The organism is Cupriavidus necator (assembly GCF_013141915.1).
In the GTDB taxonomy this organism is placed as follows: Bacteria; Pseudomonadota; Gammaproteobacteria; order Burkholderiales; family Burkholderiaceae; genus Cupriavidus; species Cupriavidus necator_B.
On sequence record NZ_SROX01000022.1, the window covers coordinates 53,809 to 80,665 of the forward strand.

Genomic DNA, 26,857 nt, shown 5'->3' on the forward strand with positions numbered 1-26,857 from the left:
TCCTGCCCTGCGGTCGTTACCCCGACGTCATCGCTCTCTTTCACCCGCGCCCAGCCGCTCGCATGTCTTGCGCAGCGGCGCATTCCGGCAATTCTCGCGCCTCGCTCGCTCCCTCGCGTGCTCCATGGATCGCCGCGGACACCGCCCAGACGGTGCCACCCGCGACACTGGAGTGAGGTATTGCGATGAAACGCATGCTGTTCAACGCGACGCAACAGGAGGAATTGCGCGTCGCCATCGTCGACGGTCAGAAACTGATCGATATCGACATCGAGACTGCCGGGCGCGAACAGCGCAAGGGCAACATCTACAAGGGTGTCATCACCCGCATCGAGCCGTCGCTGGAAGCCTGCTTCGTCAACTACGGCGAAGAGCGCCACGGCTTCCTGCCGTTCAAGGAAGTGGCCCGCGCCTTCTTCAAGGAAGGCATCGACGTGCGCAACGCGCGCATCCAGGACGCCCTGCATGAAGGCCAGGAACTGATCGTCCAGGTCGAGAAGGAAGAGCGTGGCAACAAGGGCGCGGCCCTCACGACCTTTATCTCGCTGGCCGGCCGCTACCTGGTGCTGATGCCGAACAACCCGCGCGGCGGCGGCGTATCGCGCCGCATCGAGGGCGAGGACCGCCAGGAACTGCGCGAGACCATGTCGCAGCTGCAGGTGCCGGAAGGCATGAGCATCATCGCCCGCACCGCCGGCATCGGCCGCTCGGCCGAGGAACTGCAGTGGGACCTGAACTACCTGCTGCAACTGTGGAAGGCCATCGACGGCGCTGCCGGCGACAACAAGGCGCCGCTGCTGATCTACCTGGAATCGAGCCTGGTCATCCGCGCCATCCGCGACTACTTCCAGCCGGATATCGGCGAGATCCTGATCGACACCGACGAGATCTACGAACAGGCCCGCGCCTTCATGAGCGTGGTGATGCCTGACAACATGAACCGCGTGAAGAAGTACCGGGACGACGTGCCCCTGTTCTCGCGCTTCCAGATCGAACACCAGATCGAGTCGGCCTATTCGCGCATGGTGATGCTGCCGTCGGGCGGCGCCATCGTGATCGACCACACCGAGGCGCTGGTCTCAGTCGACGTGAACTCGGCCCGCGCCACCAAGGGCGCCGACATCGAGGAAACCGCGCTGCGCACCAACCTGGAGGCCGCCGACGAGATCGCCCGCCAGCTGCGCCTGCGTGACCTGGGCGGCCTGATCGTGATCGACTTCATCGACATGGAGTCGGGCAAGGCCCAGAAGGATGTGGAAACGCGCCTGAAGGACGCGCTGCGCCACGACCGCGCGCGCGTGCAGATGGGCAAGATCAGCCGCTTCGGCCTGATGGAGCTGTCGCGCCAGCGCCTGCGTCCGTCGCTGTCGGAGGGCTCGCACATCACTTGCCCGCGCTGCAACGGCACCGGCCATATCCGCGATACCGAATCGTCCGCCCTGCAGGTGCTGCGCATCATCCAGGAAGAGGCGATGAAGGAAAACACCGCCGCCATCCATTGCCAGGTGCCGGTGGAGGTTGCCGCCTTCCTGCTGAACGAGAAGCGCCAGGAAATCAACCTGATTGAGCTGCGCTTCAAGGTCAACGTGCTGCTGATTCCCAACAAGCACCTGGAAACCCCGCACTACAAGCTGGAGCGCCTGCGCCACGACGACCCGCGCCTGGAAGACAGCACCGCCAGCTACAAGATGGCCGAGGCTGCCGCCAAGGAACTGGAAGCCGACACCAGCTACAGCAGCCGCCGCAAGGAAGAAGCCAAGCCGCGCCAGGAAGCCGCGGTCAAGGGCATCACGCCTGAGCAGCCCGCCCCGGTCTCGGTGCCGCGCCCCGAGCGCGCCCCGCGCCCGGAAACCGCGCCCGTGGCCCCGCCGGTGCCGGCCACCAAGCCGGTGGAAGCCGGCGGCTTCATCGCCTGGCTGAAGGGCCTGTTCGGTGCCCGCCCGGCCACCCCACCGGTGGTGGAGCCGGCCAAGCCCGCAGCCGCCGCGGAAACCCGCAGCGCGGATGGGCGCCGTGAGCGCGGTCCGCGTGGCGAAGGCCGCGGCCAGCGCGGCGAGCGTGGCGAACGCACTGAGCGCGGCGAACGTGGCGAGCGCCAGGGCCGCGGCCAGCGCGGTGAACGTGGTGAACGCGCCGAGCGTGGTGAACGCGCCGAGCGTGGCGAACGCCAGGCCGGGGAGCGTGGCGAGCCGCGCGAGGGCCGAGGCGAACGCCAGGGCCGCCAGCCGCGCCAGCAAGGTGAAGGCCAGGCGACGCCGGCCGTGGCGCGCCAGGCCGAGGCCATGCCGGCCGAGCGCGCCCAGGGCGAACGCGCCGAGACGCGCCAGGAAGGCCGCCGCGACCGCAACCAGGAACGCCGCGAGCGCCAGCGCGAACGCCAGCGCGAGCGCAGCGAACTGCGCGAAGCCGAAGCCGGTGAAGCGCCGCAGCCGGAAGCCATCGCTGCCGCCCAGGCCCTGGGCGTGCTGCCCGAAGCCGTGACGGAAGACTTCCACGCCCGCGCCGAACTGCCGGAAGGCGCCGAAGGTGCTGCCGAGACCGCCGAAGGCGAGGAACGCCGTCGCCGCAATCGCCGTGGCCGCAACCGTTATCGCCGCGAACGCGACGAGTCCGTGCAGGGCGCGCAGGGTGAAGGCGAAGGCGCTGCAGAAGACTTCGCCCCGGCCAGCGCCGAAGCGGACGTGGCAGCCGAGCCCGCGCCGCAAGCGGCCGTGACCGCGCAAGCTGCGGCCGAACCCGTCGAGGCAATCCACATCGCTGTGCCGGCAGAGGTGACGCCGGCCCCGGCCGCGCAAACCACCCCGGCGGCCGAGCCGCTGGCCGCGCCAGCTGCCGCACCTGCTGAGACTGTCACGCCGGTGGCCGTGGCGGTGACCGAGGCCGTTGCCGCCGAAGCCATCGCCGAGCCCGCCGTCGGCGCGGCGGTCGAGACAGCCGCGCCGGTCGTGCCGGCCGCGGCACCGGCATCCGCGCCGGAGCCCGTGCCCGCGCCGGTCGCGGAAACCGTTCCGGTGGCCGAGCCGGTCGTTCCGACCCCGACTCCGGTCGCAGCCGCAGCCCCGGCGGCGCTGGAAAACCTGGAGCCGATGCTGGCCACCGCCGGCCTGCAATGGGTCCAGACCGACAGCGACAAGCTGCGCACGGCGCAGGAAGCCGCCGCCCGCATCGTGCCGGCCCCGCGCGTGCCGCGCGAGCGCAAGCCGCTGCCGCCGCTGCCCCAGGGGCCGATGATCCTGGTGGAAACCGGCAACCGCGAAGTGCAGATGGCATCGCAGCAGTAAGCGACGCCGCTGCGCAGCAGCGAAAGCAAAAGGGGACGGCCTGGCCGTCCCCTTTTTTTATAGGTGGGGCCGATGAATCCCCCTCATCACCGGGGGATGCGGATGCCCAGCCCCCGCCTCGGCTAGAATGGCAGCAGAATGCATCCGGCCCCCGAGCGCCCCCGTCGCATCGCCTTTTTTCGCCTTGCGCCGGCCGCTCCCCGGACGCCGCGCCCACCCACAGGCCATGACCGAATCCGTCATCCCGATTTTCGACCTGCGCGACCATCGCTACCGCTCGATGACGCCCAGCATTCCCGGCAACCTGGTTGCGCCGACCGGCCTGGTGGCCGACAGCCGTGGCCGGCCGCTGCACGACCTGCGCATTTCGGTGACGGACCGCTGCAACTTCCGCTGCGTCTACTGCATGCCCAAGGAAGTGTTCGACAAGGACTACACCTTCCTGCCGCATTCCGAGCTGCTCAGCTTCGAGGAGATCGAGCGCACCGCGCGCCTGTTCGTGGCCCACGGCGTCGAGAAGATCCGCCTGACCGGCGGCGAGCCGCTGTTGCGCAAGAACATCGAGCACCTGGTCGAGATGCTGGCGAAGATCGAGACCGTGTCGGGCAAGCCGCTGGACCTGACGCTCACCACCAACGCCTCGCTGCTGGCGCGCAAGGCGCGCGCGCTGCGCGACGCGGGCCTGACGCGGGTCAGCGTCAGCCTGGACGCGATCGACGACGCCACCTTCCGCCGCATGAACGACGTCGACTTCGCCGTTGCCGACGTGCTGCGCGGCATCGAGACCGCGCACGCCGTGGGGCTGGCGCCGATCAAGGTCAACATGGTGGTCAAGCGCGGCACCAACGACCAGGAGATCGTGCCGATGGCGCGCCACTTCCGCCACAGCGGCATCATCCTGCGCTTCATCGAGTTCATGGACGTCGGCGCCAGCAATCACTGGCAGATGGACGAAGTGCTGCCGTCGGCCGACGTGGTCAAGCGTATCGATGCCGAATTCCCGCTCGAACCGGTGCAGGCCAATTATTCGGGCGAAACCGCCGAACGCTGGCGCTACCGCGACGGCGCCGGCGAGGTCGGCGTGATTTCCAGCGTCACCCATGCCTTCTGCGGCGACTGCAGCCGCGTCCGGCTGTCCACCGAAGGCCGTCTCTACCTCTGCCTGTTCGCCACTGAGGGCTTCGACCTGCGCGCGCTGCTGCGCGGCGGCTACAGCGACCTGGAAATCTCCAACGCCATCGCGCAGGTGTGGCAAGGCCGCTCCGACAACTATTCCGAGCAGCGCGGCGACCCCGCAGTGCGGGCAAGACGCGCCGAGCGCAAGATCGAGATGTCCTATATCGGCGGCTGAACCCGCCGCACCTCCTATCCATGATTGCACGCGAAGACATCACCGGCCTGATCCTCGCAGGCGGCAGGGGCAGCCGCATGGGCGGCACCGACAAGGGCTTGCAGCCGCTGCGTGGCACGCCGATGGCCATGCACACGATGATGCGGCTCACCCCGCAGGTCGGCGCGCTGATGATCAACGCCAACCGCAACCTGGCCGCCTATGAATCCTTCGGCGTGCCGGTCTACACCGATAGCGTGCCCGACTTCGCCGGTCCGCTCGCCGGCATGCTGGCCGGCCTGGAGCAATGCGCGACTTCGTGGATGGTGAGCGCGCCGTGTGACTCGCCGTTCCTGCCGACCGACCTGGTGGCGCGCCTGGCGCAGGCGATCGAGGCCGAAGGCGCCGAGCTGGCGATCCCGGTCACGCTGGACCAGGACGGCCGGCGCCAGACCCAACCGGTGTTCTGCCTGATGCCGGTCAGTGCGCTCGACAGCCTGGTGGCTTATCTTTCCGGGGGCGGCCGCAAGATCGAGACCTGGGCCGCGTCGCACCGGCTGGCCGAAGTGCTGTTCGACGACGCTGCGGCCTTCGCCAATATCAACACCCTGGACGAACTGCGCACGCACGAAACGCGCTGAATCCCTGCCGAGCCACCATGCCTTCCCTGCAATCCGTCATTTCCTGCTTGTCCGAGTACGATCCCACGGCACTGCCGGTGGACCACGCCAACCGCATCATCGGCGAGGTGGTCGAGCCGGTGCGCGGCATCGAGCAACTGCCGATCCGCAGTGCGCTGGACCGCGTGCTGGCCGAGGACATCGTCTCGACCATCGACGTGCCGGCCCATGACAACTCGGCAATGGACGGCTATGCCTTCCAGGGCGCGGCACTGGCCGCGGCGCAGACCACCACGGTCGAGCTCGAGGTGATCGGCAGCGCCATGGCCGGGGGCGCCGGCGCGCTGGCCCCTACCGCCGTGCAGACGGTGCGCATCATGACCGGCGCCGTGATGCCGGCGGGCTGCGATACCGTCGTGCCGCAGGAGTTCGTCGAGACCGTGGCCGACGGCGCGCGCATCCGCTTTGCCGCCGACTGCGTCCGCATCGGCGACAACCGGCGTTTGCGCGGCGAGGACCTGGCCCGCGGCCAGGCCGCGCTGCAGGCCGGGCGCATCCTGCAGCCGGCCGACCTGGGCCTGCTGGCATCGCTCGGCGTGGCCGAAGTGCGGGTGCGCAGGCGCCTGCGCGTGGCGTTTTTCTCCACCGGCGACGAGTTGCGCTCGATCGGCGAGCCGCTCGACCCCGGCTGCGTCTACGACTCCAACCGCTACACGCTGCACGGCATGCTGCGCCGGATGAACGTGGACCTGCTCGACATGGGCGTGGTGCGCGACCACCCCGATGCGCTCGAAGCCGCGTTCCGCACCGCGTGCGAAAGCGCCGACGCGGTCATCACCTCGGGCGGCGTCTCGGTCGGCGAGGCCGACTACACCAAGCAGATCATGGCGCGCCTGGGCGATGTCACGTTCTGGAAGATCGCCATGCGCCCGGGCCGGCCGATGGCATTCGGGCGCATCCAGGCCAATGGCGCGGACGCCCACTCGGCGCTGCTGTTCGGCCTGCCCGGCAATCCGGTGGCGGTGATGGTCACCTTCTACCATTTCGTACGCGCCGCGCTGCACCGGCAGATGGGCGCCAGCGTGCCGCCGCTGCCGCTGCTGCGCGTGCGCAGCGCGCAGGCCATCCGCAAGAAGCCGGGGCGCACCGAATACCAGCGCGGCATCCTGGCGCGCGCTGGCGACGGCGAGTGGGAAGTGCGCATCACCGGCCAGCAGGGCTCCGGCGTGCTGCGCTCCATGAGCGAGGCCAACTGCTTTATCGTGCTCGGCCACGAGCAGGATTCGGTCAAGGCCGGCGACCCAGTCGAGGTGATGCTGTTCGACGGGCTGGTTTAACCCCGAGACGGCGGGTCCGCGCGCAACCATTCGCTACGCGGCGGTAGCAATGTGTCGTTTTTGTGCTGCACATTTGCCGTCGGCGCGCGGTTGTCGCGGGGCTTTCGGCGGCCCCGCGGCCGCCGGACTATGCTTGGCATCGGCCAATCGCTACACTTGGCGCACGATTCAGAAACATTCGAGTATCCCCCGTCATGAATCAGGAGATCGCGTACCTCCACCCCGTCAAGACCGCCCGCGCGCTGGTGCTGGTCTACTTGTGCTTCTCGCTGCCGATCGTGTCGCTGGGCCTGTTCGTCACCTTCGTCCGCTATGGTGACCTGCCGGCCATCACCGTCTTCAGCGCGATCATCCTCAATGCGCTGATCGGCTTCGGCCTGCTGTGGCTGGCCTGCAAGGCCTACAACTGGGTGGCCGCCCGCTTCGGCGGGATCGAAGTCCACGTGCGCGAGCTGTCCCCCGAAGAAGACCGCTGAACGGCGCCGGTCAGTCCCGGCCGGGCGCCAAGCCGGCCGCCCTTCCCGCTTCTCTTGGATACCTGTCTTGCCGCATGGTCAAGACTGGCTGTTTTCCGTGCTTTCCGGTTCGCCGTCCACCGGCGTTTCGAGACCAAGGCCAAGCAACTGCTGCGCGGCCTCGCCCGGCAGGGCTTCCACCGTGCGCAGCTTGCGCGCCATCTGTCGCGTACGCACTTCCGCCTGTTCGATATTGCGCGCCGCACGCTCGAGCGTATCGCGGGTCTTGGCCAGCACGTCGCCGAACTTGCCGAATTCGGTCTTGACCGCACCCAGCACTTCCCACACTTCGCTCGAACGCTTTTCCAGCGCCAGGGTGCGAAAACCCATCTGCAGGCTGTTCAGCAGCGCGGTCAGCGTGGTCGGCCCGGCCACGGTCACGCGGTAGTCGCGCTGCAGCTGGTCGGTCAGGCCGGGACGGCGCAACACTTCGGCGTAGAGGCCTTCGGTGGGCAGAAACAGGATGGCAAAATCCGTGGTCTGCGGCGGCGCCAGATATTTTTCCGCGACGGTCTGGGCCTCGCGCCGCAGCGCCCCTTCCAGTTCGCGGCCGAACGCCAGCACACCGTCCGGATCGCCCCGCTCTTGCGCGTCCACCAGGCGCTCGTACTGTTCCTTGGGAAACTTGGCGTCGACCGGCAGCCAGACCGGCGCGTTGTCCCCACCCGCGGCCTTGCCGGGCAGGCGGATGGCAAACTCCACCCGCGCGCCCGAGTTGCGCACGGTCTCGACGTTCTTGCCGTACTGCTCCGGCGTCAGCATCTGCTCCAGCAGCATTTCCAGCTGCACCTCGCCCCAGGTGCCGCGCGACTTCACGTTGGTCAGCACCTTTTTCAGGTCGCCCACGCCCTGCGCCAGCACCTGCATTTCGCCCAGGCCGCGATGCACCTGCTCCAGGCGGTCCGACACCAGCCGGAACGATTCGCCCAGGCGCTGCTCGAGCGTTGCGTGCAGCTTTTCATCGACGGTGCGGCGCATTTCCTCGAGCTTGGCGGCGTTGTTGGCCTCGATGTCTTGCAGCTTTTTCTCCAGCGTGGCACGGACTTCGGCCAGGCGCCGCTCGTTGGCTTCGGACATTTGCGCCAGTTGCTGCTGCAACCCGTCGCCGAAGCGGCGCAGCGTGCCACCCTGCTCGTCGCGCGCCTGCTGCGCTTGCAGCATCAGCTGCTGGCGCACCTGCTCGAGCTGCTGCGTGTTGCTCTCGGTCAGCTTGGCCAGCTGCTGCGCGAAGGTGTCGATCTGGTTGTTCTGCAGCGTGGCGATGCCGGTCAGCTGCGACGACAGCGCCTGCTGGAAGCGCAGCATCTGCTGTGCCGATTCGCCGCGGCTGCCGCGCGCGGCCTCGGCCACCTCGGTGCGCACCTCGCGCTCCAGCCGCTCCAGGCCACGCGCGTGGTCCACCCGCATCTCGTCCAGTTGCCGCGCCATGCCGGCGCCAGATGAGGCGGCCTGCTGGCGCAGCAACAGGATGAGCAGCAGGACCACCGCGAGCAGCGCCACGGCCAGCGTCAGGAGCGGAATCAGGTTCATGCGAGAGACATGCGGTTGACGAAGCGCTGCGCCCGGCTCAGCGGCGATGCGGCATCACTTCAGGATTGATCACGGTCGGCGGATGGCCGGCCTGCGGCCCCAGGTCGAGGGCCGCAATCAGGTTGTCGGCGGCCAGCATGGCCATGGCGCGGCGGGTCTTCTCGGACGCGCTGGCGATATGCGGCGTCAGCACGACGTTGGGCACGGTCAAAAGGTCCGGGTGAACCGAGGGCTCGCCCTCGAACACATCCAGCCCGGCGCCGAAGATGCGCTTGTCGCGCAGCGCCTGCGCCAGCGCGGCGTCGTCGACGATGCCGCCGCGTGCCAGGTTCACCAGCGTCGCGGTCGGCTTCATCAGCGCCAGCTCGGCGGCGCCGATGGCGTGGTGGCTTTGCGGGCCATAGGGCAGCACCAGCAGCAGGTGGTCGGACTGGCGCAGCAGGTCTTCCTTGCTGACGTAGCGGGCGTTGAGCGCGCGCTCGGTGTCGGCCGGCAGCTGGCTGCGGTTGTGGTACAGCACGTTCATGCCAAACCCACCCGCACGGCGCGCCAGCGCCTGGCCGATGCGGCCCATGCCCAGGATGCCGAGCGTGCTGCCGTACAGGTCCATGCCGACCAGCATGTCGTAGCTCCAGCGCTGCCACTTGCCGGCGCGCAGGTAGTGCTCGGCCTCGGTGACGCGGCGCGCGGTCGCCATCAGCAGGGCCCAGCCAAAGTCGGCGGTGGTTTCCGTCAGCACGTCCGGCGTATTGGTGGCGACGATGCCCGCGGCCGTCAGCGCCGGCAAATCCAGGTTGTTGTAGCCGACTGCCATGTTGCACACCGCGCGCAGCGACGGCAGCCCGGCAATGACATTGCCGTCGATGCGGTCGGCGGCGTTGGCCAGCACGCCGGCCTTGCCCGCCAGCCGCGCCTGCAGCGCCGCGGCGTCGAGCACCGCGTCCTGCTGGTTGTCGTCGACATCGAAATACTGCGCCAGGTGCGCGATGACTTCGGGATAGATGGCGCGGGTGACCAGGACGGACGGCTTCATGGCATCAGATATGGAAGAAGAGGAAGGTCATGATGACGAACAGCGGCACCAGGAAAATGCCGGAGTACAGCATGTAGCCGAAAAAGCTCGGCATGCGCACGCCCCGGTTCTCGGCAATGGCCTTGACCATCAGGTTGGGGGCATTGCCAATATAGGTGTTGGCGCCCATGAACACTGCCCCGGCCGAAATCGCCGCCAGGGTCGAGGCATCGCGCGTCATCAGCGTGGCGGCGTCGCCACCGGCGGTATTGAAAAACACCAGGTAGGTCGGCGCGTTGTCCAGAAACGACGACAGCACGCCCGTCGCCCAGAAATACATGCCGTCGACCGGCTGGCCGTTGGCGTCGCTGACTGCGCGGATCACTCCCGAAAAGGCCCCGTCAGTACCCGCCTTCAGCATGGCGATGACCGGGATGATGGTCAGGAAGATGCCGGCGAACAGCTTGCCGACCTCGAGAATCGGCTCCCAGTTGAATTCATTGCCCACGCGCGCCGCACGCGGCGTGGCCAGCAGCGACACCAGCGCCACCACCACCAGCAGGCCGTCGCGCACCGCGGCCTGCAGCGGCACCTCGGTGCCGAGGATGTCGAACGAGATCCCGGGCTGCCACAGCCCGCTCATCAGCACCAGGCTGACCACGGCCAGCAGCAGCACGAAATTGAACTTGCCTTCGATGGCGATGCCGCCGGAATCCGGGGTGGGGTCATAGCGCGGCGGCAGTTCCTCTTCCTTGTTGTGGTAGTAGTGCCGGTCAACCAGATAGAAAAGCAGCAACAGCGCCACGCAAATAAACAGCGTCTCCGGGAAGATATTGCGCAGGGTCCAGAAGAAGTCCACACCCTTGAGGAAGCCCAGGAACAGCGGCGGGTCTCCCAATGGTGTCAGCGAGCCGCCGGCATTGGCCACCAGGAAGATAAAGAACACCACCACGTGCGCCACATGGCGGCGGTTATCATTGGCGCGCAGCAGCGGCCGGATCAGCAGCATGGCCGCGCCGGTGGTGCCCATCAAGCTGGCCAGGACCGTCCCCAGCGCCAGGATGCCGGTATTGAGCCCCGGCGTGCCGTGCAGGTTGCCGCGCACGCAGATGCCGCCGGCCACGATATAGAGCGTGGTGATCAGCGCGATGAACGGAATGTACTCGGCCAGCAGCGCGTGCACGGTGCTGGCGGCGGCGGCATGCGCGCCGAACACGAACGCGAATGGCAGCAGGAACAGCAATCCCCAGCCGGCGGCGATCTTGCCGTAGTGGTGGTGCCAGAACTTCGGCCCCAGCAGCGGCCACAGCGCAATCGACAGCAGGATGCCGGCAAAAGGCAGCCCCCACAGCGGCGACAGCGATGCCCCGTCGAGCCCGGCGGCATGGCCGGCGGCGGGAAAGGCGGCCAGCATGGCCAGCAGCGGCAACAGCACGGAGGCACGTCGCATCAGGCAGGATCTCCTTGGGAAGGCAGCAATCACGGGCGCGCACGGCGCGATGCCAGCGCGCGCAGGCAAGCCTGCAAGTGTAATGCAAGCCCATGCCGCGATTACCCTCGCGGCGTGCCTTTTCGGACGGCGGCGCGCCGCGCGCGCCCCGCGTGGCTCAGGCCCCGTCGACCAGGATCACGTGCACACGGTACGGACCATGGGCGCCGAGCACGATGGTCTGCTCGATATCGCCCGTGCGCGAGGGCCCACTGATGATATTGGTCGCACGCGGCAGCTCGCCGCGTTCGCTGCGCACCAGCGCAAACGCGTCTTCCAGGCCGGCGACGATGCGCGAGCGCGGCACCACCGCCACATGGGTCTCGGGCAGCAGCGCGGCCGAGGCGAAGGTGGTGGGCCCGGACAGCAGCATCAGCGAACCGGTCTCGGCGATCGCACAGAAGCAGCCGGTGATGCCGACCAGGTCGCCATGCTCGCGGTCGGCCACGGCGTCCCGCACCGGCGGGCGGCATTCCACTGCCAGGCCCGCGGCGTGCCACGACAGCGGGCCAAATTCGTCCCACGCGACCGCGCGGCGCACCAGCCCCAGGCTGTCGAGATAGCGCGCCGTGGCGGCGGGCACGTCTTCGATGGCCGCGACGCGGTCCACGGTCGAGGCCATGCGCTGGGCCTGCGCCAGGAAGGCTTCGGCCAGGTCAGGCATGGCCGCCGGACGCGGGCCCTGCGGGTGGCGAGCCAGGTAATCGGCGACGGCGCCGCGTTCCCCCGCGCTCGGCCGTACCGGCCTGCCCTGGGCGGCTCGGATGCGGGTAAAGATGCGGTCGCGGGCGTCGTTGGTTTCCATAGGGCTGGCTGGGATAGCTAGGCGCAAAAAGCGCGATGCGCCGATTATAGGGGCGAGCGCCGCGCCAGCATGGTGTCGCGGCCGACGCACCGGTTGAATGTCGCTAAGGGGCGGACTGCACCGAGTACACCTGGCGCAGGTAGGCCAGGTAGCCGGGATCGTCGCACATGGTCTTTTCGGGCGTGTCCGACAGCTTGGCCACCGGCTGTCCGTTACAGCGCACCATCTTCAGCACGATCTGCAGCGGCGTGTAGCCCAGGTCATTGGTCAGGTTGGTGCCGACGCCGAACGCCAGCCGGCAGCGGCCATGGAAGCGTTGATATAGCTCGATCACGCGCGGGATGTCCAGGCTGTCGCTGAAGATCAGCGTCTTGGTGCGCGGGTCGACGCGGCTGGCGGCATAGTGAGCCACCATGCGTTCGCCCCACAGCACCGGATCGCCGGAATCATGGCGCACGCCGTCGAAGAGCTTGCAGAAATACAGGTCGAAGTCGCGCAGGAAAGCGTCGAAGCCATAGGTATCCGACAGCGCGATGCCGAGGTCGCCGCGATATTCGCGCGCCCAGCGCTCCAGCGCAAACACCTGCGAGTCGCGCAGCCGCGGCCCCAGCGCCTGGCAGGCCTGCAGGTATTCATGCGCCATCGTGCCCAGCGGCACCATATTGTGCAGGCGCGCGAAATGGACGTTGCTGGTGCCGGCCAGTTGCGGGCCGAGCAGGCGCCGCATGGTCTGCAGCACCTCTTCCTGCCAGTCGCGCGAGAAGCGCCGGCGCGTGCCGTAGTCGGCGATCACGCAATCGTTCAGCGCGGGCGTCTTCAGCAGCGCCAGCTTGTCTTCCAGGCGGCGGCGTCCTTCGGCCAGGTCGGGCCGCGGCTGGGTGCGGCGGAAGTAGACTTCATTGACGATGGCCAGCACCGGCACTTCGAACAGGATGGTGTGCAGCCACGGGCCGATGATGGAAATCTCGATCTCGCCGTTGCCCTGCGGCGACGGGCGCACCGAGACATATTTCTCGTTCAGGTGGAACAGCCCGAGGAAATCGACGAAATCGCTCTTGATGAAGCGCAGCCCGCGCAGGTAGGCCAGCTCGTCGTCGGTGAAGCGCAGCTGGCACAGGTGCGCCAGCTCGGCGCGGATCTCGTCGATATACGGCGTGAGATCGATGCCCGCGTTGCGGCACTTGAAGCGGTATTCCACTTGCGCTTGCGGGAACTGATGCAGCACCACCTGCATCATCGTGAATTTGTACAGGTCGGTGTCGAGCAGAGACTGGATGATCATAGCGAGCCAGACGGCGATGCCGGGTCAGAACGCCATGCTACCTGAAGTCTGTCCGCTGCCGGCTGGCCAGGTGTTGCTGCGCAGCATGCCCCCGTACTGTCAAACCCGCTCGTCGGCCACCATGCGTTAAATCAAAAGTACATAAAGAAATAAGAAAACTATCTGATCCAGCTATATAGACCCGCTATCCTTGCCAGAAGGCTCGGCTACAATATCGGTTTCCGAAAGGCCTCGGCCGGCGCTCGCCCAGCCCATGCTGCCATGCGGCATGCGGGCACCTCAATGTGATGGATGCGGCGCGTCACGCCGGCAAAAAACGGCCCCATAGTTTCCCATTAAAAGCCGACCCGTTTTCCTGGAACCGAAATGACTCACGTTGTCACCGAATCCTGCATCCGTTGCCGCTACACAGACTGCGTTGACGTGTGTCCGGTCGATTGTTTCCGCGAAGGCCCCAACTTCCTGGCCATCGACCCCGATGAGTGCATCGACTGCGCCGTGTGCGTGGCCGAGTGCCCGGTGAACGCCATTTACGCCGAGGAAGACGTACCGGGCGACCAGCAGCAATTTATCGAACTGAACGCCGAGCTGGCGCGCAACTGGCCCTCCATCACCAAGACCAAGGCCCCGCTGGCCGAGGCCGAGGAGTGGAAGGACGCCACCGACAAGCTGCAGTACCTGCAGCGCTGACCGAACCCGAAGGCCGTCCCCACGCGCTTTCCGCAATACCGGGCACCCGTGGCCCACGCAAACGTATCAGGACGAATATGGACTTGAGCATTCCAAATCCCGTCGCCGACACGACCAGGCAGGTCGACGGCGCCAGCCCGGCCGGCGGCCAGCCGCTGGAAATCGATGCGCTGATCGTCGGTGCGGGTCCGGTGGGCCTGTTCCAGGTGTTCGAACTGGGCCTGCTCGAAATCAAGGCCCATGTGATCGATTCCCTGAAGGTGGTCGGCGGGCAATGCGTGGAGCTGTATCCGGACAAGCCCATTTATGACATCCCGGCGGTGCCCAGCTGCACCGGCCAGGAACTGACCGACAACCTGCTCAAGCAGATCGAGCCGTTCGAGCCAACCTTCCACCTGGGCCAGGAAGTCGCCGTGGTCGAGCGCCGTGACGACGGCCGCTTTTTCGTCGAGACCTCGCTCGGCACGCGCTTTATCACCAAGACCATTTTCATCGCCGCCGGCGTGGGCTCGTTCCAGCCGCGCACACTGAAGGTCGACGGCATCGACAAGTTCGACGGCAAGCAGCTGTTCTACCGCGTCAAGGACCCGAGCCGTTTCCACGGCCGCAACCTGGTGATCGTCGGCGGCGGCGACTCGGCGCTGGACTGGACCCTGGACCTGGTCGGCAAGGCCGAGTCGGTGGTGATGATCCACCGCCGCGACGGCTTCCGCGCCGCGCCGGCGTCGGTCGCCAAGATGAAGGAACTGTGCGAGCAGATGGAAATGCAGTTCGTGGTCGGCCAGATCGGCGGCTATGAAGAGAAGGACGGCGTGCTCACCGAGATCAAGGTGACCGGCGCCGACGGCGTGACCCGCCGACTGCCGCTGGACGACCTGCTGGTGTTCTTCGGGCTGTCGCCCAAGCTGGGCCCCATCGCAGAATGGGGCCTGGACCTCGAGCGCAAGCAGATCAAGGTGGACACGGAGAAATTCCAGACCAACATCCCCGGCATCTTCGCGGTCGGCGACATCAACACCTACCCCGGCAAGAAGAAGCTGATCCTGTCGGGCTTCCACGAGGCCGCGCTGGCCGCGTTCGGTGCTGCGCCGTATATCTTCCCGGAGAAGAAGATCCACATGCAGTACACCACCACCTCGCCGAAGCTGCACAAGGTGCTGGGCGTGGAATCGCCGGTGTTCGACTGACCTCGCGCGGCACCCGCACGAAGAAACCGCCCACGTGGCGGTTTTTTTCTGGCACCAAGCCGGAACCGTCGCTATAATGCGGCCTCGCTGTTCAGCGCGACGGTCCGAAGCTGGCTATAAGCCCTTTGCACCGCCTGCCCCGGCAGCAAGCCAGCCTTCCCGGCACGCTCCGACCAGAACTAAATGTCGAAAGGGTGTTGACGAAGAAATGAGAAACTGGCTATAATTTCTTTCTCAGCTGTTCCCCGATAGCTCAGTCGGTAGAGCGACGGACTGTTAATCCGCAGGTCCCTGGTTCGAGCCCAGGTCGGGGAGCCAACCGATACGGAAGCCCGGTGCAAACGCACCGGGCTTTTTCGTTTTCCGGATGCCCGTTCCAAGGCTCGACGCGGAGCGCCCCGGCCGTCCGGCCGCAACGCCCTGCGCTTTCTCCTTCTAGCCGTCCCTCTTGCCCTATCCCTGCAGCGATGGGGCGGCCGCCTCCAGCGCCGCGGCAATGCCCTGCGCGTTGATTTCCACCCGATGCAGCGGCCCTGCCACCGACAGGCCATAAACGACGCCGCCGATCGTCACCGGCACGGCGATGGCGCCGAGGTCGGGAAACGATTCGCCGAAATTCGGATACCAGCCCTGCTTCTGCCAGCCCTGCATCGCCGCTTCCAGCGCCTGCGCCGAGCTGATGGTGCGCGGCGTGCGCGCGGCAAAGGACAAGCCTGACACCAGCTCGGCACGCGCGCCGGCGCTCAGCGTGCCAAGGATGGCGCGGCCGATCGAATTGACATGCGCATCGCGCAGCTCGCCCGGCGCGGCGATATAGCGCACCGGGTTGGGGGACTCGCGCACTTCCAGATACAGCACGCGACCGTCGTCCTGCAGCTTGCCGAACACCACGGTCTCGCCGGTGGTGTCGCGCAGCGACTCCAGCACCGGCTGCACGCGCTCCAGCAGCGGATCGTTGCGGGCGATGCGTTGCGCGATGTCGAGCAGCCGGCGCGTCGGGTAATAACCCTGGCGGCGGCCGGTCTCGTAGAGATAGCCCAGCGAGGCGAGCGTGCGGATCAGCCCCAGGCAGCTCGACATCGGTGCGCCCAGCAGCTTGGCCAGTTCGGTCAGCGTCAGCGAGCGCCCCTCGCGCGCATAGATTTCCATGATCTCGATCACGCGCAGCGCCGTCTTGACGCTGCCGTAACCAGATTTTTCCGCCGCTTCGTTTCCTGCCATCGTTGGCTTCCTCGACTTCAGTATCCGTTGGCCGGGATTGTACGCGGCGGCAGCGCGGCTCAGTCCTCCGTGTCCGGGGCTGGCGGCAATGCCTGCGGCCAGCTGCGGATATTGCCGGGTGTGCGCGAGAAGCGCGTGGGAATGCCCACGCCGCGCAGGCGCCCTTCGCTCGGATGGTCGTATTCGAACATCATGCCGGTGGCGCGCAGGTGCGGGTCGTCGGCGAGGCTGTCGAAGTGCGGCACCTCGCTGTGCGGGATGTCGGCATCGCGCAGCAGCGCCAGCCATTCGGCGGTGGTGCGCTGCGCGACGATTTCGGCCAGCGTGGCGTAAAGCGCATCGATATTGGCGCTGCGCGCGGCCGGCGTGGCATAGCGCGGATCGCCGGCCAGCTGCGCGTGGCCGGACACATCGAAGAAACGCTGCCATTGCGCGCTGGTGTATGGCAGCAGCGCGATATGCCCGTCGCGGGTACGGTACGGCTTGCGGTGCAGCGACATCACGCGCGGATAGCCGGCCGGCCCGAGCGGCGGAACAAAGGTCTGCCCGGCCAGCTGTTCCGCGGCGAGGAAGGAAACCAGCGTCTCGAACATCGGCACCTCGATGGCCTGGCCGCGGCCGGAGCGCTCGCGCTCGTACAGTGCCATCGGAATCGCATAGGCCACGGTCAGCCCGGCGACCTTGTCGGCGAGGATGGTGTTGACGTACTGGGGCCCTTCGTTCGAGTTGGCACCCTGGAACTGGGCCATGCCGCTGCGCGCCTGGATGATGTCGTCGAACGCCGGCGCGCCGGCATATGGCCCGGTCTCCGAATAGCCATAGGCGCCGCAGTAGATCAGCCGCGGGTGCGCCGCGCACAGCGACGCGTCGTCCAGTCCCAGCTTGCGCAGCGACTGCGGCCGCACGTTCGAGATAAAGACGTCGGCGCCGGCAATCAGCGCCTTCAGCGCCGCCAGATCGTCGGGCTGCTTCACGTCCAGCACCACGAACTGCTTGTTGCGGTTCAGGTTCAGGAAGCTGGCGCCCATGGCGGCGTGCCGCGCCGGCTCGGCGTGGCGGAACACGTCGCCGGCTGGCGGCTCGACCTTGATCACCTCCGCGCCCATGTCGCCCAGAATCTGCGTGGCATACGGGCCCATCGCGACCGAGGTCATGTCGATCACGCGGATCCCGGCCAGCGGCCCGGTGGGCACACTGGCCTGCGCTGGCTTGTCTTGCATCGCCGCCTCCGCTCAGTACGACTTGGGCAAGCCCAGCACCCGCTCGGCGATAAAGCACAGGATCAGCTGCGGGCTGACCGGCGCGATGCGCGGGATATACGATTCGCGCAACAGCCGCTCGACGCGGTACTCGCGCGAATAGCCCATTCCGCCCAGCGTCAGGATCGCGGTCTGGCAGGCATTGTGGCCAGCCTCCGCGGCGAGGTACTTGGCGGCATTGGCCTCGGCGCCGCACGACTGGCCCGCGTCGTAGCGCGCCGCGGCCTTCAGCATCATCAGGTTGGCCGACTCCAGCTGCATCCAGGCCTGCGCCAGCGGATGCTGCACGCCCTGGTTCATGCCGATCGGGCGCCCGAACACCACGCGCTCCTTGGCATATTGCGTGGCGATGGCCAGCGCCGCGCGCCCCAGTCCGATGGCCTCGGCCGCGATCAGGATGCGTTCCGGGTTGAGCCCGTGCAGGATGTACTCGAAGCCCTTGCCTTCCTCGCCGATGCGGTCTTCGTCGGGGATGAACAGATCGTCGATAAACAGCATGTTGGTGTCGACCGCGGCACGGCCCATCTTGTCGATCTCGCGGATCTCGATCTTGCTGCGGTCGACCTTGGTATAGAACAGCGACAGCCCTTCGGTCGACTTCTTCACTGACTCCAGCGGCGTGGTGCGCGCCAGCAGCAGCATGCGGTCGGCCACCTGCGCGGTGGAAATCCAGATCTTGCGCCCGCTTACCGAATAGCCGCCCGGCACCTTGCGCGCAAAGGTCTTGAGCTTGGTGGTGTCCAGCCCCGCGTCGGGCTCGGTCACGCCGAAGCAGGCCTTCTCCTGCCCGGCGATCAGCGGCGGCAGGAAGCGGCCCTTCTGCGCGTCGGTGCCGAACACCACCACCGGGTTCAGGCCGAACACATTCATGTGCACCGCCGACGCGCCGGTCATGCCCGCGCCCGACTGCGAGATGGTCTGCATCACCAGCGCCGCTTCCAGGATGCCGAGCCCCGCGCCGCCGAAGGCCTCGGGCATGGCCACGCCGAGCCAGCCGCCCTCGCACAGCGTCTTGTAGAACTCGTGCGGATAGGTGGCGGACTTGTCGAGGCGGTCCCAGTATTCCATGTCGAACTGCGCGCATACCTGCTGCACGGCCTCGACGATGGAGGCCTGTTCTTCGGAGAGATCGAAATTCATCGCGTTTCCTGCTTGCTGTCGTTGTCTGGTTCGATGCCGGGTAGTTTCTTATTCCGGCTGGATGCCGGCGTCCTTCACCAGCCGCGCCCACTTCTGCAGCTCGGCCACGACAAACTGGCCGAGCTCCGCCGGCGTGCTGCCGAACGGCTCGAAGCCAAGCGCGTGGAACTGCGCCGCGTGCTGCTTGCTGGTGGCTATCGCCACCAGTTCGCGGTTCAGGCGTTCCACCACCGGTGCCGGCACTCCAGCCGGCGCGAACACCCCGTTCCACGAGGTCACGTCGAAGCCCTTCAGTTCCGGCACGCTCGCCAGCGGCGGCAGGTCCGGCAGCAGCTCGCTGCGCTGGGCGGTGGTCACCGCCAGCGCGCGCAGCTTGCCGGCGCGCACGTTGGCGATGCCGGCGGCAAAGTCGACGAACATCGCCTGGACCTGGCCGCCCATCACATCGGTCATGGCCGGCGGCGTGCTCTTGTACGGCACGTGCAGCATCTTCAGCCCCGCCATCTTCGACAGCGTGGCGCCCGAGACGATGCCGGTGCTGTTGCCGCTGGCATAGCTCAGGCCCGGATGCGCCTTGGCGTAGTCGACAAACTCGCGCAGCGTCTTGACCGGCAGCGCCGGGTTGACCACCAGCATGAACGGCAGGTTGCCCATGCGCGAGATCGGCGTGAAATCCTTGACCGGGTCATAGCGCAGCTGCTTCATCAGCGACGGGTTGGCCGAATGCGTGGTGTTGGTGGTCATGAACAGCGTGTAGCCGTCGGCGGGCGCCTTGGCCACGAACTCGGCGGCGATGGTGCCGTTGGCGCCGGGCTTGTTGTCGACCACCACCGGCTGCTGCAGCGACTCGCCCAGGTACTTGGCGGTCAGGCGCGCCACGGCATCGGTGCCGCTGCCGGCGGCAAACGGCACCACCAGGCGCAGCGGCCTGGACGGAAATGCATCGGCGGCGAGTGCCGGGGTGGCGGCCAGCGCCGCGCCGCATCCCAGCACCAGGCTGGCAAAAGCGTTCTTGAATGACTTCACGGTGGTTGTCTCCTGTCGTTTTGTGCCCTGCCCGTGACCGCGCCTCAGGCGGGCCGTATCACGCGCTCGGGGGATTCCTCGTAAGGCGGGGAATAGATCACCAGAATCTTCGCCGGCTCGTCGCTGACCACCGTGAAGACGTGCATCTGGTCGGGCGGGAAGAAGCAGCAATCGCCCGGGCCCAGTTCGCGGCGCTGGCCACCGACCTCGGCCACGGCGCGGCCTTCCAGCACGTAGCAGACCTGCTCGATACCGGGATGCGCGTGCGGCAGCGCCCCCTTGCCTTTCTCGATGGTGCCGTGGATCACTTCCAGATGGCGCGAGCCCACCGTTTCGGGCGCGATCAGCCGGCGGTTGAGCGTGCCGACATGGTTGGCGGGGTGGTAGCCCTCGACATCGTCGGTCGAGACGAAATACACGGGTTGGTCCGGCATGCGAGACTCCTGCTTAAATTCATGTTTATGAATATAAGTTTATACATATGAATTTTCACGTCAAACGTTTTCGACGTACTTGCGGGTTTACCGGGAGCGCTTGGCACACGCGAGCGTCGTCCTCACGCGCCGCGTGATCAGCCGGAAAGGGATGCGAGGGGAACGGCCGCGGGCTCAGCCGGCGAAGCGGTAGCCCACGCCGACTTCGGTCAGCAGCCAGGCGGGCTGGGCCGGGTCGGCCTCCAGCTTGTGGCGCAGGTGGCCCATGTAGACCCGCAGGTAGTGGCTGCTGTCGGCGTGGGATGGCCCCCACACCTCGCGCAGCAGCTCGCGGTGCGTCATGACCTTGCCGCGGTGCGCCAGCAGTACGGCAAGCAGGCGATATTCGATCGGTGTCAGGTGCACTAACTCGCCGCGGCGCCTTACTTGCCGGTTGGCGAAGTCGACCGCAATGTCGCCGAACGCCACTTGCGCCCGCCCTTGCGTGCCGGCGCGCGCGTGCCGGCGCAACAGCACGCGCAGCCGTGCCACCAGCTCGCCCACGCCGAAAGGCTTGGTCAGGTAATCGTCGGCGCCGGCGTCGAGCGCGCGGATCTTCTCGGTCTCGTCGGTGCGGGCCGACAGCACCAGCACCGGCACTTCGGTCCAGGTGCGCAACTCGCCGATCAGGGACACGCCGTCGCCATCGGGCAGGCCCAGGTCCAGGATTACCAGGTCCGGCTGGCGCGTGCCGGCGTCGATCAGGCCGCGCTGCAGCGAATCGGCCTCGTGCACGGTGCAGCCTTCATCCTGCAGCGCCGCGCGCACGAAGCGGCGGATGTGGGGCTCGTCTTCCACCAGCAGCACCGTGGGCGAAAACTCGAATGGCATGACGCGTCGCTTCCTTGGAAGTTTGGCGGGTTCAGGCTGGCAGGCCGGCGGCTTCCGGCTCCAGCACGGGAGGGGTGCCGCGCGGCAGCGTAACCACGAAGCGCGCGCCGGCCCCCTCGCCCTGTGTCCCGGCATGAACCGGCTCGACCCGGATGCTGCCGCCGTGCGCCTGCACGATCGCGTCGCACACGGCCAGGCCCAGGCCCACGCCGCTGGTGGCGGATTCGCGCTCGCCGCGGGTAAATTTCTCGAACACCTGGCGCGCCATCGCGGCCGGCACGCCAGGGCCGTCGTCCTCGACGATCAGGTTCACGGCGTCTTCGGTCACCTCGCCGCGCAGCCGGATCTCGGTGCCCGGTGCGGTGTACTTGGCCGCGTTCTCGAGCAGGTTGCACAGCACGCGCTCGATCAGCACGCCATCGCACTCCACCAGCGGCAGCGCCGACAGGCCCGCCACCACCACGCGGTGCTGCGCCAGCGCGTCGCGCAGCGACGCCAGCGCCGCGCCGGCCAGTTCTTCGAACGACTGCCATGCCTTGCGCAGCGCCACGTTGCGGCTCTGCAGCCGCGCCATGTCGAGCAGGTTCGCCACCATCGCATGCATGCGCCGCGCCTGGTCGCGCATGGCGCCGACCGTTTCGGCGACGTCCGCGGCCAGCGGCGAGGTGCCGCGCTGCAGGGTCTCAGCCATGCCGATCAGGCTGGTCAGCGGCGTGCGCAGATCATGCGACACCGCGGCCAGCAGCGAGCTGCGCAGACGCTCCGATTCCATCGTCAACAAGGCCTGCTGCGCGACCTCGACGTAATGCAGCCGCTCCAGTGCGATCGCGATCAGCGTGGCGAAGACATCGGCCTGCCGCCGCAGCGCCGGCTGCGCCAAGGCGCGCCAGGCGCGCGGCTCGACCGCGAGCACGCCGCGCACCTGCATCGGCGCTTTCAACGGCAGGTACAGCACGGTGCCGGCCGGCAGGGTGTCGGTGCCGGTGCCAGCCGGCTGGCCGTGGTCGAATACCCATTGCGCCAGCACATGGTCGATCGCATCGCTCTGCGCGGCCGCGTCATCGGTCTCGGCATCGGGCACGGCCGAGAGCAATCGCCCCCGCGGCCCGGCCAGGAAGAAGGCCGCACGCGCGTCGAACGCCGCGCGCAGGAAGCGGCTGCCAATGGCGACGATCTGCGCATCGGTCAGCGCCGCCGAGAGTTCGCGCGCCAGTTCGTACAGCGTGCGCGCATCGGTCTCGCGCTGGACCGACACCTGCGCCTGCTCGCGCAGCCCGGCGGTGAGCTGCCCGATCACCAGCCCCACCGCCAGCATCACCAGGAAGGTCACCAGGTACTGCACGTCGCTGACCGCGAACGACAGTCGCGGCGGCACGAAGAAGAAGTCGAACGCGCCCACCGCCACCACGGCGGCAAAGGCGCCGGCCGTGCGCCCGTGGCGCAGCGCCACGCCGGCCACTGCCAGCAGGAACAGCATGGCGATATTGACCAGGTCGAACCACGGCCGCGCCAGCGCCGACAGCACGGTGGCGCCGGCGCACCAGGCCACCGCCCACAGCAGGCCCGGCCACTGCGCCGGACTTGCTTCGCCGGCTTGCGGTTCGATGCGACGCACGCTGCCGGGGGCATCGGGTGCGTCATGCCGGACCCCGTCGGCAGCGACGCGGATCACGTCGACCTCCGGACACGCCGCGGCCAGCGCATCGGCAAAGCTGCTGCGCCCGAACAGCCAGGCGCGCGCACCCAGCCAGGGCGCCAGTGCCCAGGCCAGCCACGCGTGCAGGCGCCCAGGCAGCGAACCGCCGCTGTTGCGCCAGCGCGCCGGCGTGCGGCCTATCAATACCTTGGTCAGGTTGTGCCGCCGCACGTAGCCGGCCACCGCGGCCACCATGTCGCTGCCGGCCAGGGTCTCGGTGCGCGCGCCCAGCGACTCGGCCAGCCGCATGGCCTCGTCGAGCTGCGCGCGGGGCGTATCGGGCGCCGGCGCCAGCCGCGGCACCGACACCGTCACCACATGGCAATCGGCATCCAGCTGCGCGGCCAGCCGGCGCGCGCTGCGCACCACCTGCGCGGCATCGCTGCCGTGGCCGATGCAGGCCAGCACGGCTTCGCGCGTGCGCCACACCGGTGCGATCGCGGCTTGCTGGCGGTAGGCGCGCACATCGTGGTCGACGCGGTCGGCGGTGCGGCGCAGCGCCAGCTCGCGCAGCGCGATCAGATTGCCCTTGCGGAAGAAGTGCTGCACCGCGTGGCGGGCCTGTTCGGGCACGTACACACGGCCTTCGCGCAGGCGGCGCAGCAGTTCGTCGGCGGGCAGGTCGACCAGCACCACTTCGTCGGCCTCGTCGAAGACCGCGTCGGGCACGGTCTCGCGCACGCGGATGCCGGTGATGCCGGCCACCGCCTCGTTCAGGCTGTCGAGGTGCTGGACGTTGACGGTGGTCCAGACGTCGATGCCGGACGACAGCAGCTCGGCAATGTCCTGCCAGCGCTTGGGATGGCGGCTGTCGGGCGCGTTGCTATGGGCCAGCTCGTCGACCAGCACCAGCGCCGGCCGGCGCGCCAGCGCCGCGTCCAGGTCGAATTCCTGCAGCGCGCGGCCGCGGTAGTCCAGTTCGCGCCGCGGCAGCTGCTCGAGCCCTTTGGCCAGCGCCTCGGTCTCGGCGCGGCCATGGCTTTCGACCACGCCCACCACGACGTTGCCGCCCTGCTCGCGCAGCGCGCGCGCCGCCGCCAGCATGGCAAAGGTCTTGCCCACCCCGGCCGAGGCGCCGAAGTAGATGCGCAGGCGCCCGCGCGCGGCGCGTTCGCCGTCGGCCTGCAGGCGTTGCAGCAGGTGGTCGGGATCGGGGCGGAGGTCGTCGGCTGGGCGCGGCGCGGGCATGGTGGGCGCGCTCACTTTGCGGCGTGAGCGCAGCCAGATTGTGCCATGCAGGCCGGCGCGTGGCCCGCCGCCACCTCAGCGCGCCGGCAGCGCATCCAGTGCCAGGTTCAGCTTCAGCACGTTGACCCCGGCCTCGCCCAGCACCGGCAGCAGGGGCTGGTCGGTATGCGCGGCGATCAGCGCGCGTACCTGCGCCAGCGGCAGGCCACGCGCCCGCGCCACGCGCGCCGCCTGGTACTCGGCCGCGGCTACGCTGATATGCGGGTCCAGGCCGCTGCCGGACGCGGTTACCAGGTCCACTGGCACCGGGGCGGCGTTGCCGGGATCGGCCGCGCGCAGCGCGTCGAGGCGCGCGCGCGCCGCGTCGGCCAGCGCCGGGTTGGCGGGGCCCAGGTTGGAGCCGCCGGACGCGCCGCCGTTGTACGGCATCGGCGCGGTCGCCGAGAGCCGGCCCCAGAAGTCCCCGGGCTCGGAAAACGGCTGCCCGATCAGCGCGGAGCCCAGCACCTTGCCGTCGCGCACGATCAGCGAGCCGGCCGCCTGATGCGGAAAGGCCGCCGCGGCAAGCGCCGTGATCGCCGCGGGGTACAGCAGGCCGGTCAGCAGCGACAGCGCCAGCAGGATGACCAGCGCCGGGCGCATCAGGCCGCCCTGCTCTGTGGTTTGCGCATCGCGCGCGACATCGGGCGTGATTGGATAGGACATGGTTGCTCCGAAAGTGGTTTTGCGTCGATCAGGCCCAGCCCATCGCGGCCAGCCCCAGGTCGATCAGCTTGATGCCGGCAAACGGCACCGCGATGCCGCCCAGCCCGTACACCAGCAGGTTGCGGCGCAGCAGCGCGGCGGCGCCGAGGGCGCGGTAGCGCACCCCGCGCAGCGCCAGCGGGATCAGCACCACGATGATCAGCGCGTTGAAGATCACCGCCGACAAAATCGCGGAAGACGGCGTCGCCAGGCCCATCACGTTGAGCAGGCCGAGCTGCGGATAGGTGGTGGCAAAGGCCGCGGGAATGATCGCGAAATACTTGGCCAGGTCGTTGGCCACGCTGAAGGTGGTCAGGGCACCGCGGGTCATCAGCATCTGCTTGCCGATGCCGACGATCTCGATCAGCTTGGTGGGATTGCTGTCGAGGTCGACCATGTTGCCGGCCTCGCGCGCGGCCTGCGTGCCGCTGTTCATCGCCACCGCCACATCGGCCTGCGCCAGCGCCGGGGCGTCGTTGGTGCCGTCGCCGGTCATCGCCACCAGCCGCCCTTCTGCCTGGTACTGGCGGATCAGCGCCAGCTTGGCTTCGGGCGTGGCCTCCGCCAGGAAGTCGTCGACGCCGGCCTCGGCGGCGATCGCGGCGGCGGTCAGCCGGTTGTCGCCGGTGATCATGACGGTGCGGATGCCCATGCGGCGCAGTTCGCCGAAGCGCTCGCGGATGCCGCGCTTGACTGTGTCCTTCAGCTCCACCACGCCCAGCACGCGCACCTCCGCGCCGACCAGCTCGGCCACCACCAGCGGCGTGCTGCCAGCCCGCGCCACGTCCTCGACCGCATGCGCCACCGCGTCGGGGAACTTGCCCGCCTGCTGGGCCACGTAGCGGCGCACGGCATCGGCGGCGCCCTTGCGCACGCTGCGCCGCGACGCGCCCTCGTCCAGGTCGACGCCGCTCATGCGCGTCTGCGCGGTGAACGGCACGAACACCGGCCGCGCCGCGCCCATGCCGGGCGCCTCGACGCCGGCCTGCTGGCGCGCCAGCGCCACGATGCTGCGGCCTTCGGGGGTTTCATCGGCCAGCGACGACAGCCACGCGGCGGCGGCCAGCTGACGCTCGGTCACACCCGGGGCTGGCAGCAGCCGTGCGGCCTGGCGGTTGCCCAGCGTGATCGTGCCGGTCTTGTCGAGCAGGAGCACGTCGACGTCGCCGGCGGCTTCCACCGCGCGGCCCGAGGTGGCGATCACGTTGGCCGCCATCATGCGGCTCATGCCGGCCACGCCGACCGCCGACAGCAGCCCGCCGATGGTGGTCGGGATCAGGCACACCAGCAGCGCCACCAGCACGGTCACGCTGACCGGCAGCCCCGCGCCCGTCGCCACCACGCTGTAGGCGGAGAACGGCAGCAGCGTGGCCGTGGCCAGCAGCAGCACCATCGACAGCCCGACCAGCAAGATGGTCAGCGCCAGCTCGTTGGGGGTCTTCTGGCGCCGGGCGCCTTCCACCATCGAGATCATCCGGTCGATAAAGCTCTCGCCGGGATTGGTGGTGACGCGCACCACGATCCAGTCGGACAGCACGCGCGTGCCGCCGGTGACGGACGAGAAGTCCCCGCCCGATTCGCGGATCACCGGCGCCGACTCGCCCGTGATGGCGCTTTCGTCGACCGAGGCCACGCCCTCGATGACGTCGCCGTCGCCGGGAATCATGTCGCCGGCCTCGGCCAGCACCACGTCACCGCGGCGCAGCGTGGTGGCCGGGCGCACCTGCATGGCGCCGTCGCGGCGGCCCTCGGTCAGCACACGCGCGGTCGCGATACTTTTCAGCCCGCGCAGCGACGCGGCCTGCTGGCGGCTGCGCCCTTCGGCCAGCGCCTCGGCAAAGTTGGCAAACAGCACGGTGGCCCACAGCCAGAGCGTGACCGCGACGATAAAGCCCGCGCTTTCGGTGGCATGCGGCAGCGGCGACACGAACGCGCGCAGCGCCAGCAGCGTGGTCAGGATGGCGCCGGCATAGACCACGAACATCACCGGGTTGCGCAACTGCTCCCGCGGCGACAGCTTGCGCAGCGCCGCGAGCAGCGCCGGGCGCGCCAGTTCGGGCGACAGTATGCGGTGCGGCGCGCGTGCCGGGTGGTGGGTGGCGCCGTCCTCGGCGCGGTCAGTGGCGGCCTGGGGCCGCGTGGTCAGGGTATCGGGTTGCATGATAGACAGGTTCGCGATTGGCGATTCGTCAGGGCTAGCG

General features: G+C 68.4%; 21 protein-coding genes and 1 tRNA gene. 8 read left to right on the plus strand and 14 right to left on the minus strand.

Annotated elements, in window-relative coordinates:
- Window positions 1-185 precede the first annotated feature (185 nt).
- The 5 genes from E5S69_RS28435 to E5S69_RS28455 all read left to right on the plus strand — a co-directional run bounded on the left by E5S69_RS28435 (window position 186) and on the right by E5S69_RS28455 (window position 7,044).
- Entirely contained in the window at window positions 186-3,281 is a 3,096-nt protein-coding gene (locus E5S69_RS28435; RefSeq protein WP_171517787.1) for an Rne/Rng family ribonuclease, read from the plus strand.
- Between the two features lie 226 nt (window positions 3,282-3,507).
- On the plus strand, window positions 3,508-4,632 hold the full coding sequence (moaA, locus tag E5S69_RS28440; RefSeq protein ID WP_171517788.1) for a GTP 3',8-cyclase MoaA: 1,125 nt from the start codon (window positions 3,508-3,510) through the stop codon (window positions 4,630-4,632).
- A gap of 20 nt (window positions 4,633-4,652) precedes the next feature.
- The gene (gene mobA / locus E5S69_RS28445) at window positions 4,653-5,252 is read left to right on the plus strand and encodes a molybdenum cofactor guanylyltransferase MobA (protein ID WP_171517789.1); all 600 of its coding nucleotides are present in this window, start codon (window positions 4,653-4,655) and stop codon (window positions 5,250-5,252) included.
- Window positions 5,253-5,269: 17 nt separating this feature from the next.
- Window positions 5,270-6,568 (plus strand): gephyrin-like molybdotransferase Glp, encoded by a 1,299-nt coding sequence (gene glp, locus E5S69_RS28450; protein ID WP_171517790.1) that lies wholly within the window; start codon window positions 5,270-5,272, stop codon window positions 6,566-6,568.
- 194 nt (window positions 6,569-6,762) lie between these two features.
- The gene (locus E5S69_RS28455) at window positions 6,763-7,044 is read left to right on the plus strand and encodes a hypothetical protein (protein WP_018005172.1); all 282 of its coding nucleotides are present in this window, start codon (window positions 6,763-6,765) and stop codon (window positions 7,042-7,044) included.
- A gap of 78 nt (window positions 7,045-7,122) precedes the next feature.
- Here the strand turns inward: E5S69_RS28455 and E5S69_RS28460 are convergent, their stop codons facing one another.
- From E5S69_RS28460 to pncB, 5 genes are all read right to left on the minus strand, one after another.
- Window positions 7,123-8,613, minus strand: coding sequence for a DNA recombination protein RmuC (locus E5S69_RS28460; protein ID WP_171517791.1), 1,491 nt, complete (start codon window positions 8,611-8,613; stop codon window positions 7,123-7,125).
- Window positions 8,614-8,650: 37 nt separating this feature from the next.
- On the minus strand, window positions 8,651-9,646 hold the full coding sequence (locus tag E5S69_RS28465) for a 2-hydroxyacid dehydrogenase (RefSeq protein WP_171517792.1): 996 nt from the start codon (window positions 9,644-9,646) through the stop codon (window positions 8,651-8,653).
- A gap of 4 nt (window positions 9,647-9,650) precedes the next feature.
- The gene (locus E5S69_RS28470) at window positions 9,651-11,075 is read right to left on the minus strand and encodes a sodium:proton antiporter (protein ID WP_171517793.1); all 1,425 of its coding nucleotides are present in this window, start codon (window positions 11,073-11,075) and stop codon (window positions 9,651-9,653) included.
- A gap of 157 nt (window positions 11,076-11,232) precedes the next feature.
- A complete protein-coding gene (locus E5S69_RS28475; protein ID WP_171517794.1) occupies window positions 11,233-11,919 on the minus strand; it encodes a LutC/YkgG family protein in 687 nt (228 codons plus the stop codon).
- 103 nt (window positions 11,920-12,022) lie between these two features.
- Window positions 12,023-13,201, minus strand: a complete 1,179-nt coding sequence (gene pncB, locus E5S69_RS28480) for a nicotinate phosphoribosyltransferase (protein ID WP_171517795.1) — start codon at window positions 13,199-13,201, stop codon at window positions 12,023-12,025.
- 366 nt (window positions 13,202-13,567) lie between these two features.
- Here pncB and fdxA point away from each other — a divergent pair, with 366 nt between their 5' ends.
- The 3 genes from fdxA (at window position 13,568) to E5S69_RS28495 (ending at window position 15,396) form a co-directional block, all read left to right on the plus strand.
- Window positions 13,568-13,891: a ferredoxin FdxA gene (gene fdxA / locus E5S69_RS28485; protein WP_061957871.1), complete on the plus strand. Its 324-nt coding sequence runs from the start codon at window positions 13,568-13,570 to the stop codon at window positions 13,889-13,891.
- A gap of 77 nt (window positions 13,892-13,968) precedes the next feature.
- On the plus strand, window positions 13,969-15,078 hold the full coding sequence (locus E5S69_RS28490) for an NAD(P)/FAD-dependent oxidoreductase (protein WP_236901459.1): 1,110 nt from the start codon (window positions 13,969-13,971) through the stop codon (window positions 15,076-15,078).
- Between the two features lie 242 nt (window positions 15,079-15,320).
- Window positions 15,321-15,396: transfer RNA gene (locus E5S69_RS28495), tRNA-Asn, on the plus strand.
- A gap of 135 nt (window positions 15,397-15,531) precedes the next feature.
- Here the strand turns inward: E5S69_RS28495 and E5S69_RS28500 are convergent.
- The 9 genes from E5S69_RS28500 to kdpB form a co-directional block, all read right to left on the minus strand.
- Window positions 15,532-16,299, minus strand: a complete 768-nt coding sequence (locus E5S69_RS28500) for an IclR family transcriptional regulator (RefSeq protein ID WP_171517796.1) — start codon at window positions 16,297-16,299, stop codon at window positions 15,532-15,534.
- 59 nt (window positions 16,300-16,358) lie between these two features.
- Window positions 16,359-17,519 carry a CaiB/BaiF CoA transferase family protein gene (locus tag E5S69_RS28505; RefSeq protein WP_171517797.1) on the minus strand — a complete coding sequence of 387 codons (1,161 nt, stop codon included), beginning with the start codon at window positions 17,517-17,519 and terminating at the stop codon, window positions 16,359-16,361.
- A gap of 12 nt (window positions 17,520-17,531) precedes the next feature.
- Window positions 17,532-18,698 (minus strand): acyl-CoA dehydrogenase family protein, encoded by a 1,167-nt coding sequence (locus tag E5S69_RS28510; protein ID WP_171517798.1) that lies wholly within the window; start codon window positions 18,696-18,698, stop codon window positions 17,532-17,534.
- Between the two features lie 48 nt (window positions 18,699-18,746).
- Window positions 18,747-19,724, minus strand: coding sequence for a tripartite tricarboxylate transporter substrate-binding protein (locus E5S69_RS28515; RefSeq protein ID WP_171517799.1), 978 nt, complete (start codon window positions 19,722-19,724; stop codon window positions 18,747-18,749).
- Between the two features lie 44 nt (window positions 19,725-19,768).
- Window positions 19,769-20,158: a cupin domain-containing protein gene (locus E5S69_RS28520; protein ID WP_171517800.1), complete on the minus strand. Its 390-nt coding sequence runs from the start codon at window positions 20,156-20,158 to the stop codon at window positions 19,769-19,771.
- 174 nt (window positions 20,159-20,332) lie between these two features.
- Entirely contained in the window at window positions 20,333-21,028 is a 696-nt protein-coding gene (gene kdpE / locus E5S69_RS28525) for a two-component system response regulator KdpE (RefSeq protein WP_171517801.1), read from the minus strand.
- A 31-nt stretch (window positions 21,029-21,059) separates the two neighbouring features.
- Entirely contained in the window at window positions 21,060-23,912 is a 2,853-nt protein-coding gene (locus tag E5S69_RS28530; protein WP_171517802.1) for a sensor histidine kinase, read from the minus strand.
- Between the two features lie 75 nt (window positions 23,913-23,987).
- Window positions 23,988-24,617 (minus strand): potassium-transporting ATPase subunit KdpC, encoded by a 630-nt coding sequence (kdpC, locus tag E5S69_RS28535; protein ID WP_171517803.1) that lies wholly within the window; start codon window positions 24,615-24,617, stop codon window positions 23,988-23,990.
- Between the two features lie 28 nt (window positions 24,618-24,645).
- The gene (gene kdpB, locus E5S69_RS28540) at window positions 24,646-26,817 is read right to left on the minus strand and encodes a potassium-transporting ATPase subunit KdpB (RefSeq protein ID WP_171517804.1); all 2,172 of its coding nucleotides are present in this window, start codon (window positions 26,815-26,817) and stop codon (window positions 24,646-24,648) included.
- Between the last annotated feature and the right edge of the window lie 40 nt (window positions 26,818-26,857).

Excerpts from the sequence above, each read along its gene's own strand:
- moaA (WP_171517788.1), top strand. The coding sequence starts at position 3,508 with ATGACCGAATCCGTCATCCCGATTTTCGACCTGCGCGACCATCGCTAC.
- E5S69_RS28505 (WP_171517797.1), bottom strand. The coding sequence starts at position 17,519 with ATGCAAGACAAGCCAGCGCAGGCCAGTGTGCCCACCGGGCCGCTGGCC.
- pncB (WP_171517795.1), bottom strand. The coding sequence starts at position 13,201 with ATGATCATCCAGTCTCTGCTCGACACCGACCTGTACAAATTCACGATG.
- E5S69_RS28465 (WP_171517792.1), bottom strand. The coding sequence starts at position 9,646 with ATGAAGCCGTCCGTCCTGGTCACCCGCGCCATCTATCCCGAAGTCATC.
- E5S69_RS28490 (WP_236901459.1), top strand. The coding sequence starts at position 13,969 with ATGGACTTGAGCATTCCAAATCCCGTCGCCGACACGACCAGGCAGGTC.
- E5S69_RS28460 (WP_171517791.1), bottom strand. The coding sequence starts at position 8,613 with ATGAACCTGATTCCGCTCCTGACGCTGGCCGTGGCGCTGCTCGCGGTG.
- E5S69_RS28520 (WP_171517800.1), bottom strand. The coding sequence starts at position 20,158 with ATGCCGGACCAACCCGTGTATTTCGTCTCGACCGACGATGTCGAGGGC.
- E5S69_RS28475 (WP_171517794.1), bottom strand. The coding sequence starts at position 11,919 with ATGGAAACCAACGACGCCCGCGACCGCATCTTTACCCGCATCCGAGCC.
- E5S69_RS28435 (WP_171517787.1), top strand. The coding sequence starts at position 186 with ATGAAACGCATGCTGTTCAACGCGACGCAACAGGAGGAATTGCGCGTC.
- E5S69_RS28470 (WP_171517793.1), bottom strand. The coding sequence starts at position 11,075 with ATGCGACGTGCCTCCGTGCTGTTGCCGCTGCTGGCCATGCTGGCCGCC.
- kdpC (WP_171517803.1), bottom strand. The coding sequence starts at position 24,617 with ATGTCCTATCCAATCACGCCCGATGTCGCGCGCGATGCGCAAACCACA.
- fdxA (WP_061957871.1), top strand. The coding sequence starts at position 13,568 with ATGACTCACGTTGTCACCGAATCCTGCATCCGTTGCCGCTACACAGAC.
- E5S69_RS28530 (WP_171517802.1), bottom strand. The coding sequence starts at position 23,912 with ATGCCCGCGCCGCGCCCAGCCGACGACCTCCGCCCCGATCCCGACCAC.
- E5S69_RS28510 (WP_171517798.1), bottom strand. The coding sequence starts at position 18,698 with ATGAATTTCGATCTCTCCGAAGAACAGGCCTCCATCGTCGAGGCCGTG.
- E5S69_RS28500 (WP_171517796.1), bottom strand. The coding sequence starts at position 16,299 with ATGGCAGGAAACGAAGCGGCGGAAAAATCTGGTTACGGCAGCGTCAAG.
- mobA (WP_171517789.1), top strand. The coding sequence starts at position 4,653 with ATGATTGCACGCGAAGACATCACCGGCCTGATCCTCGCAGGCGGCAGG.
- kdpB (WP_171517804.1), bottom strand. The coding sequence starts at position 26,817 with ATGCAACCCGATACCCTGACCACGCGGCCCCAGGCCGCCACTGACCGC.
- glp (WP_171517790.1), top strand. The coding sequence starts at position 5,270 with ATGCCTTCCCTGCAATCCGTCATTTCCTGCTTGTCCGAGTACGATCCC.
- kdpE (WP_171517801.1), bottom strand. The coding sequence starts at position 21,028 with ATGCCATTCGAGTTTTCGCCCACGGTGCTGCTGGTGGAAGACGAGCCC.
- E5S69_RS28455 (WP_018005172.1), top strand. The coding sequence starts at position 6,763 with ATGAATCAGGAGATCGCGTACCTCCACCCCGTCAAGACCGCCCGCGCG.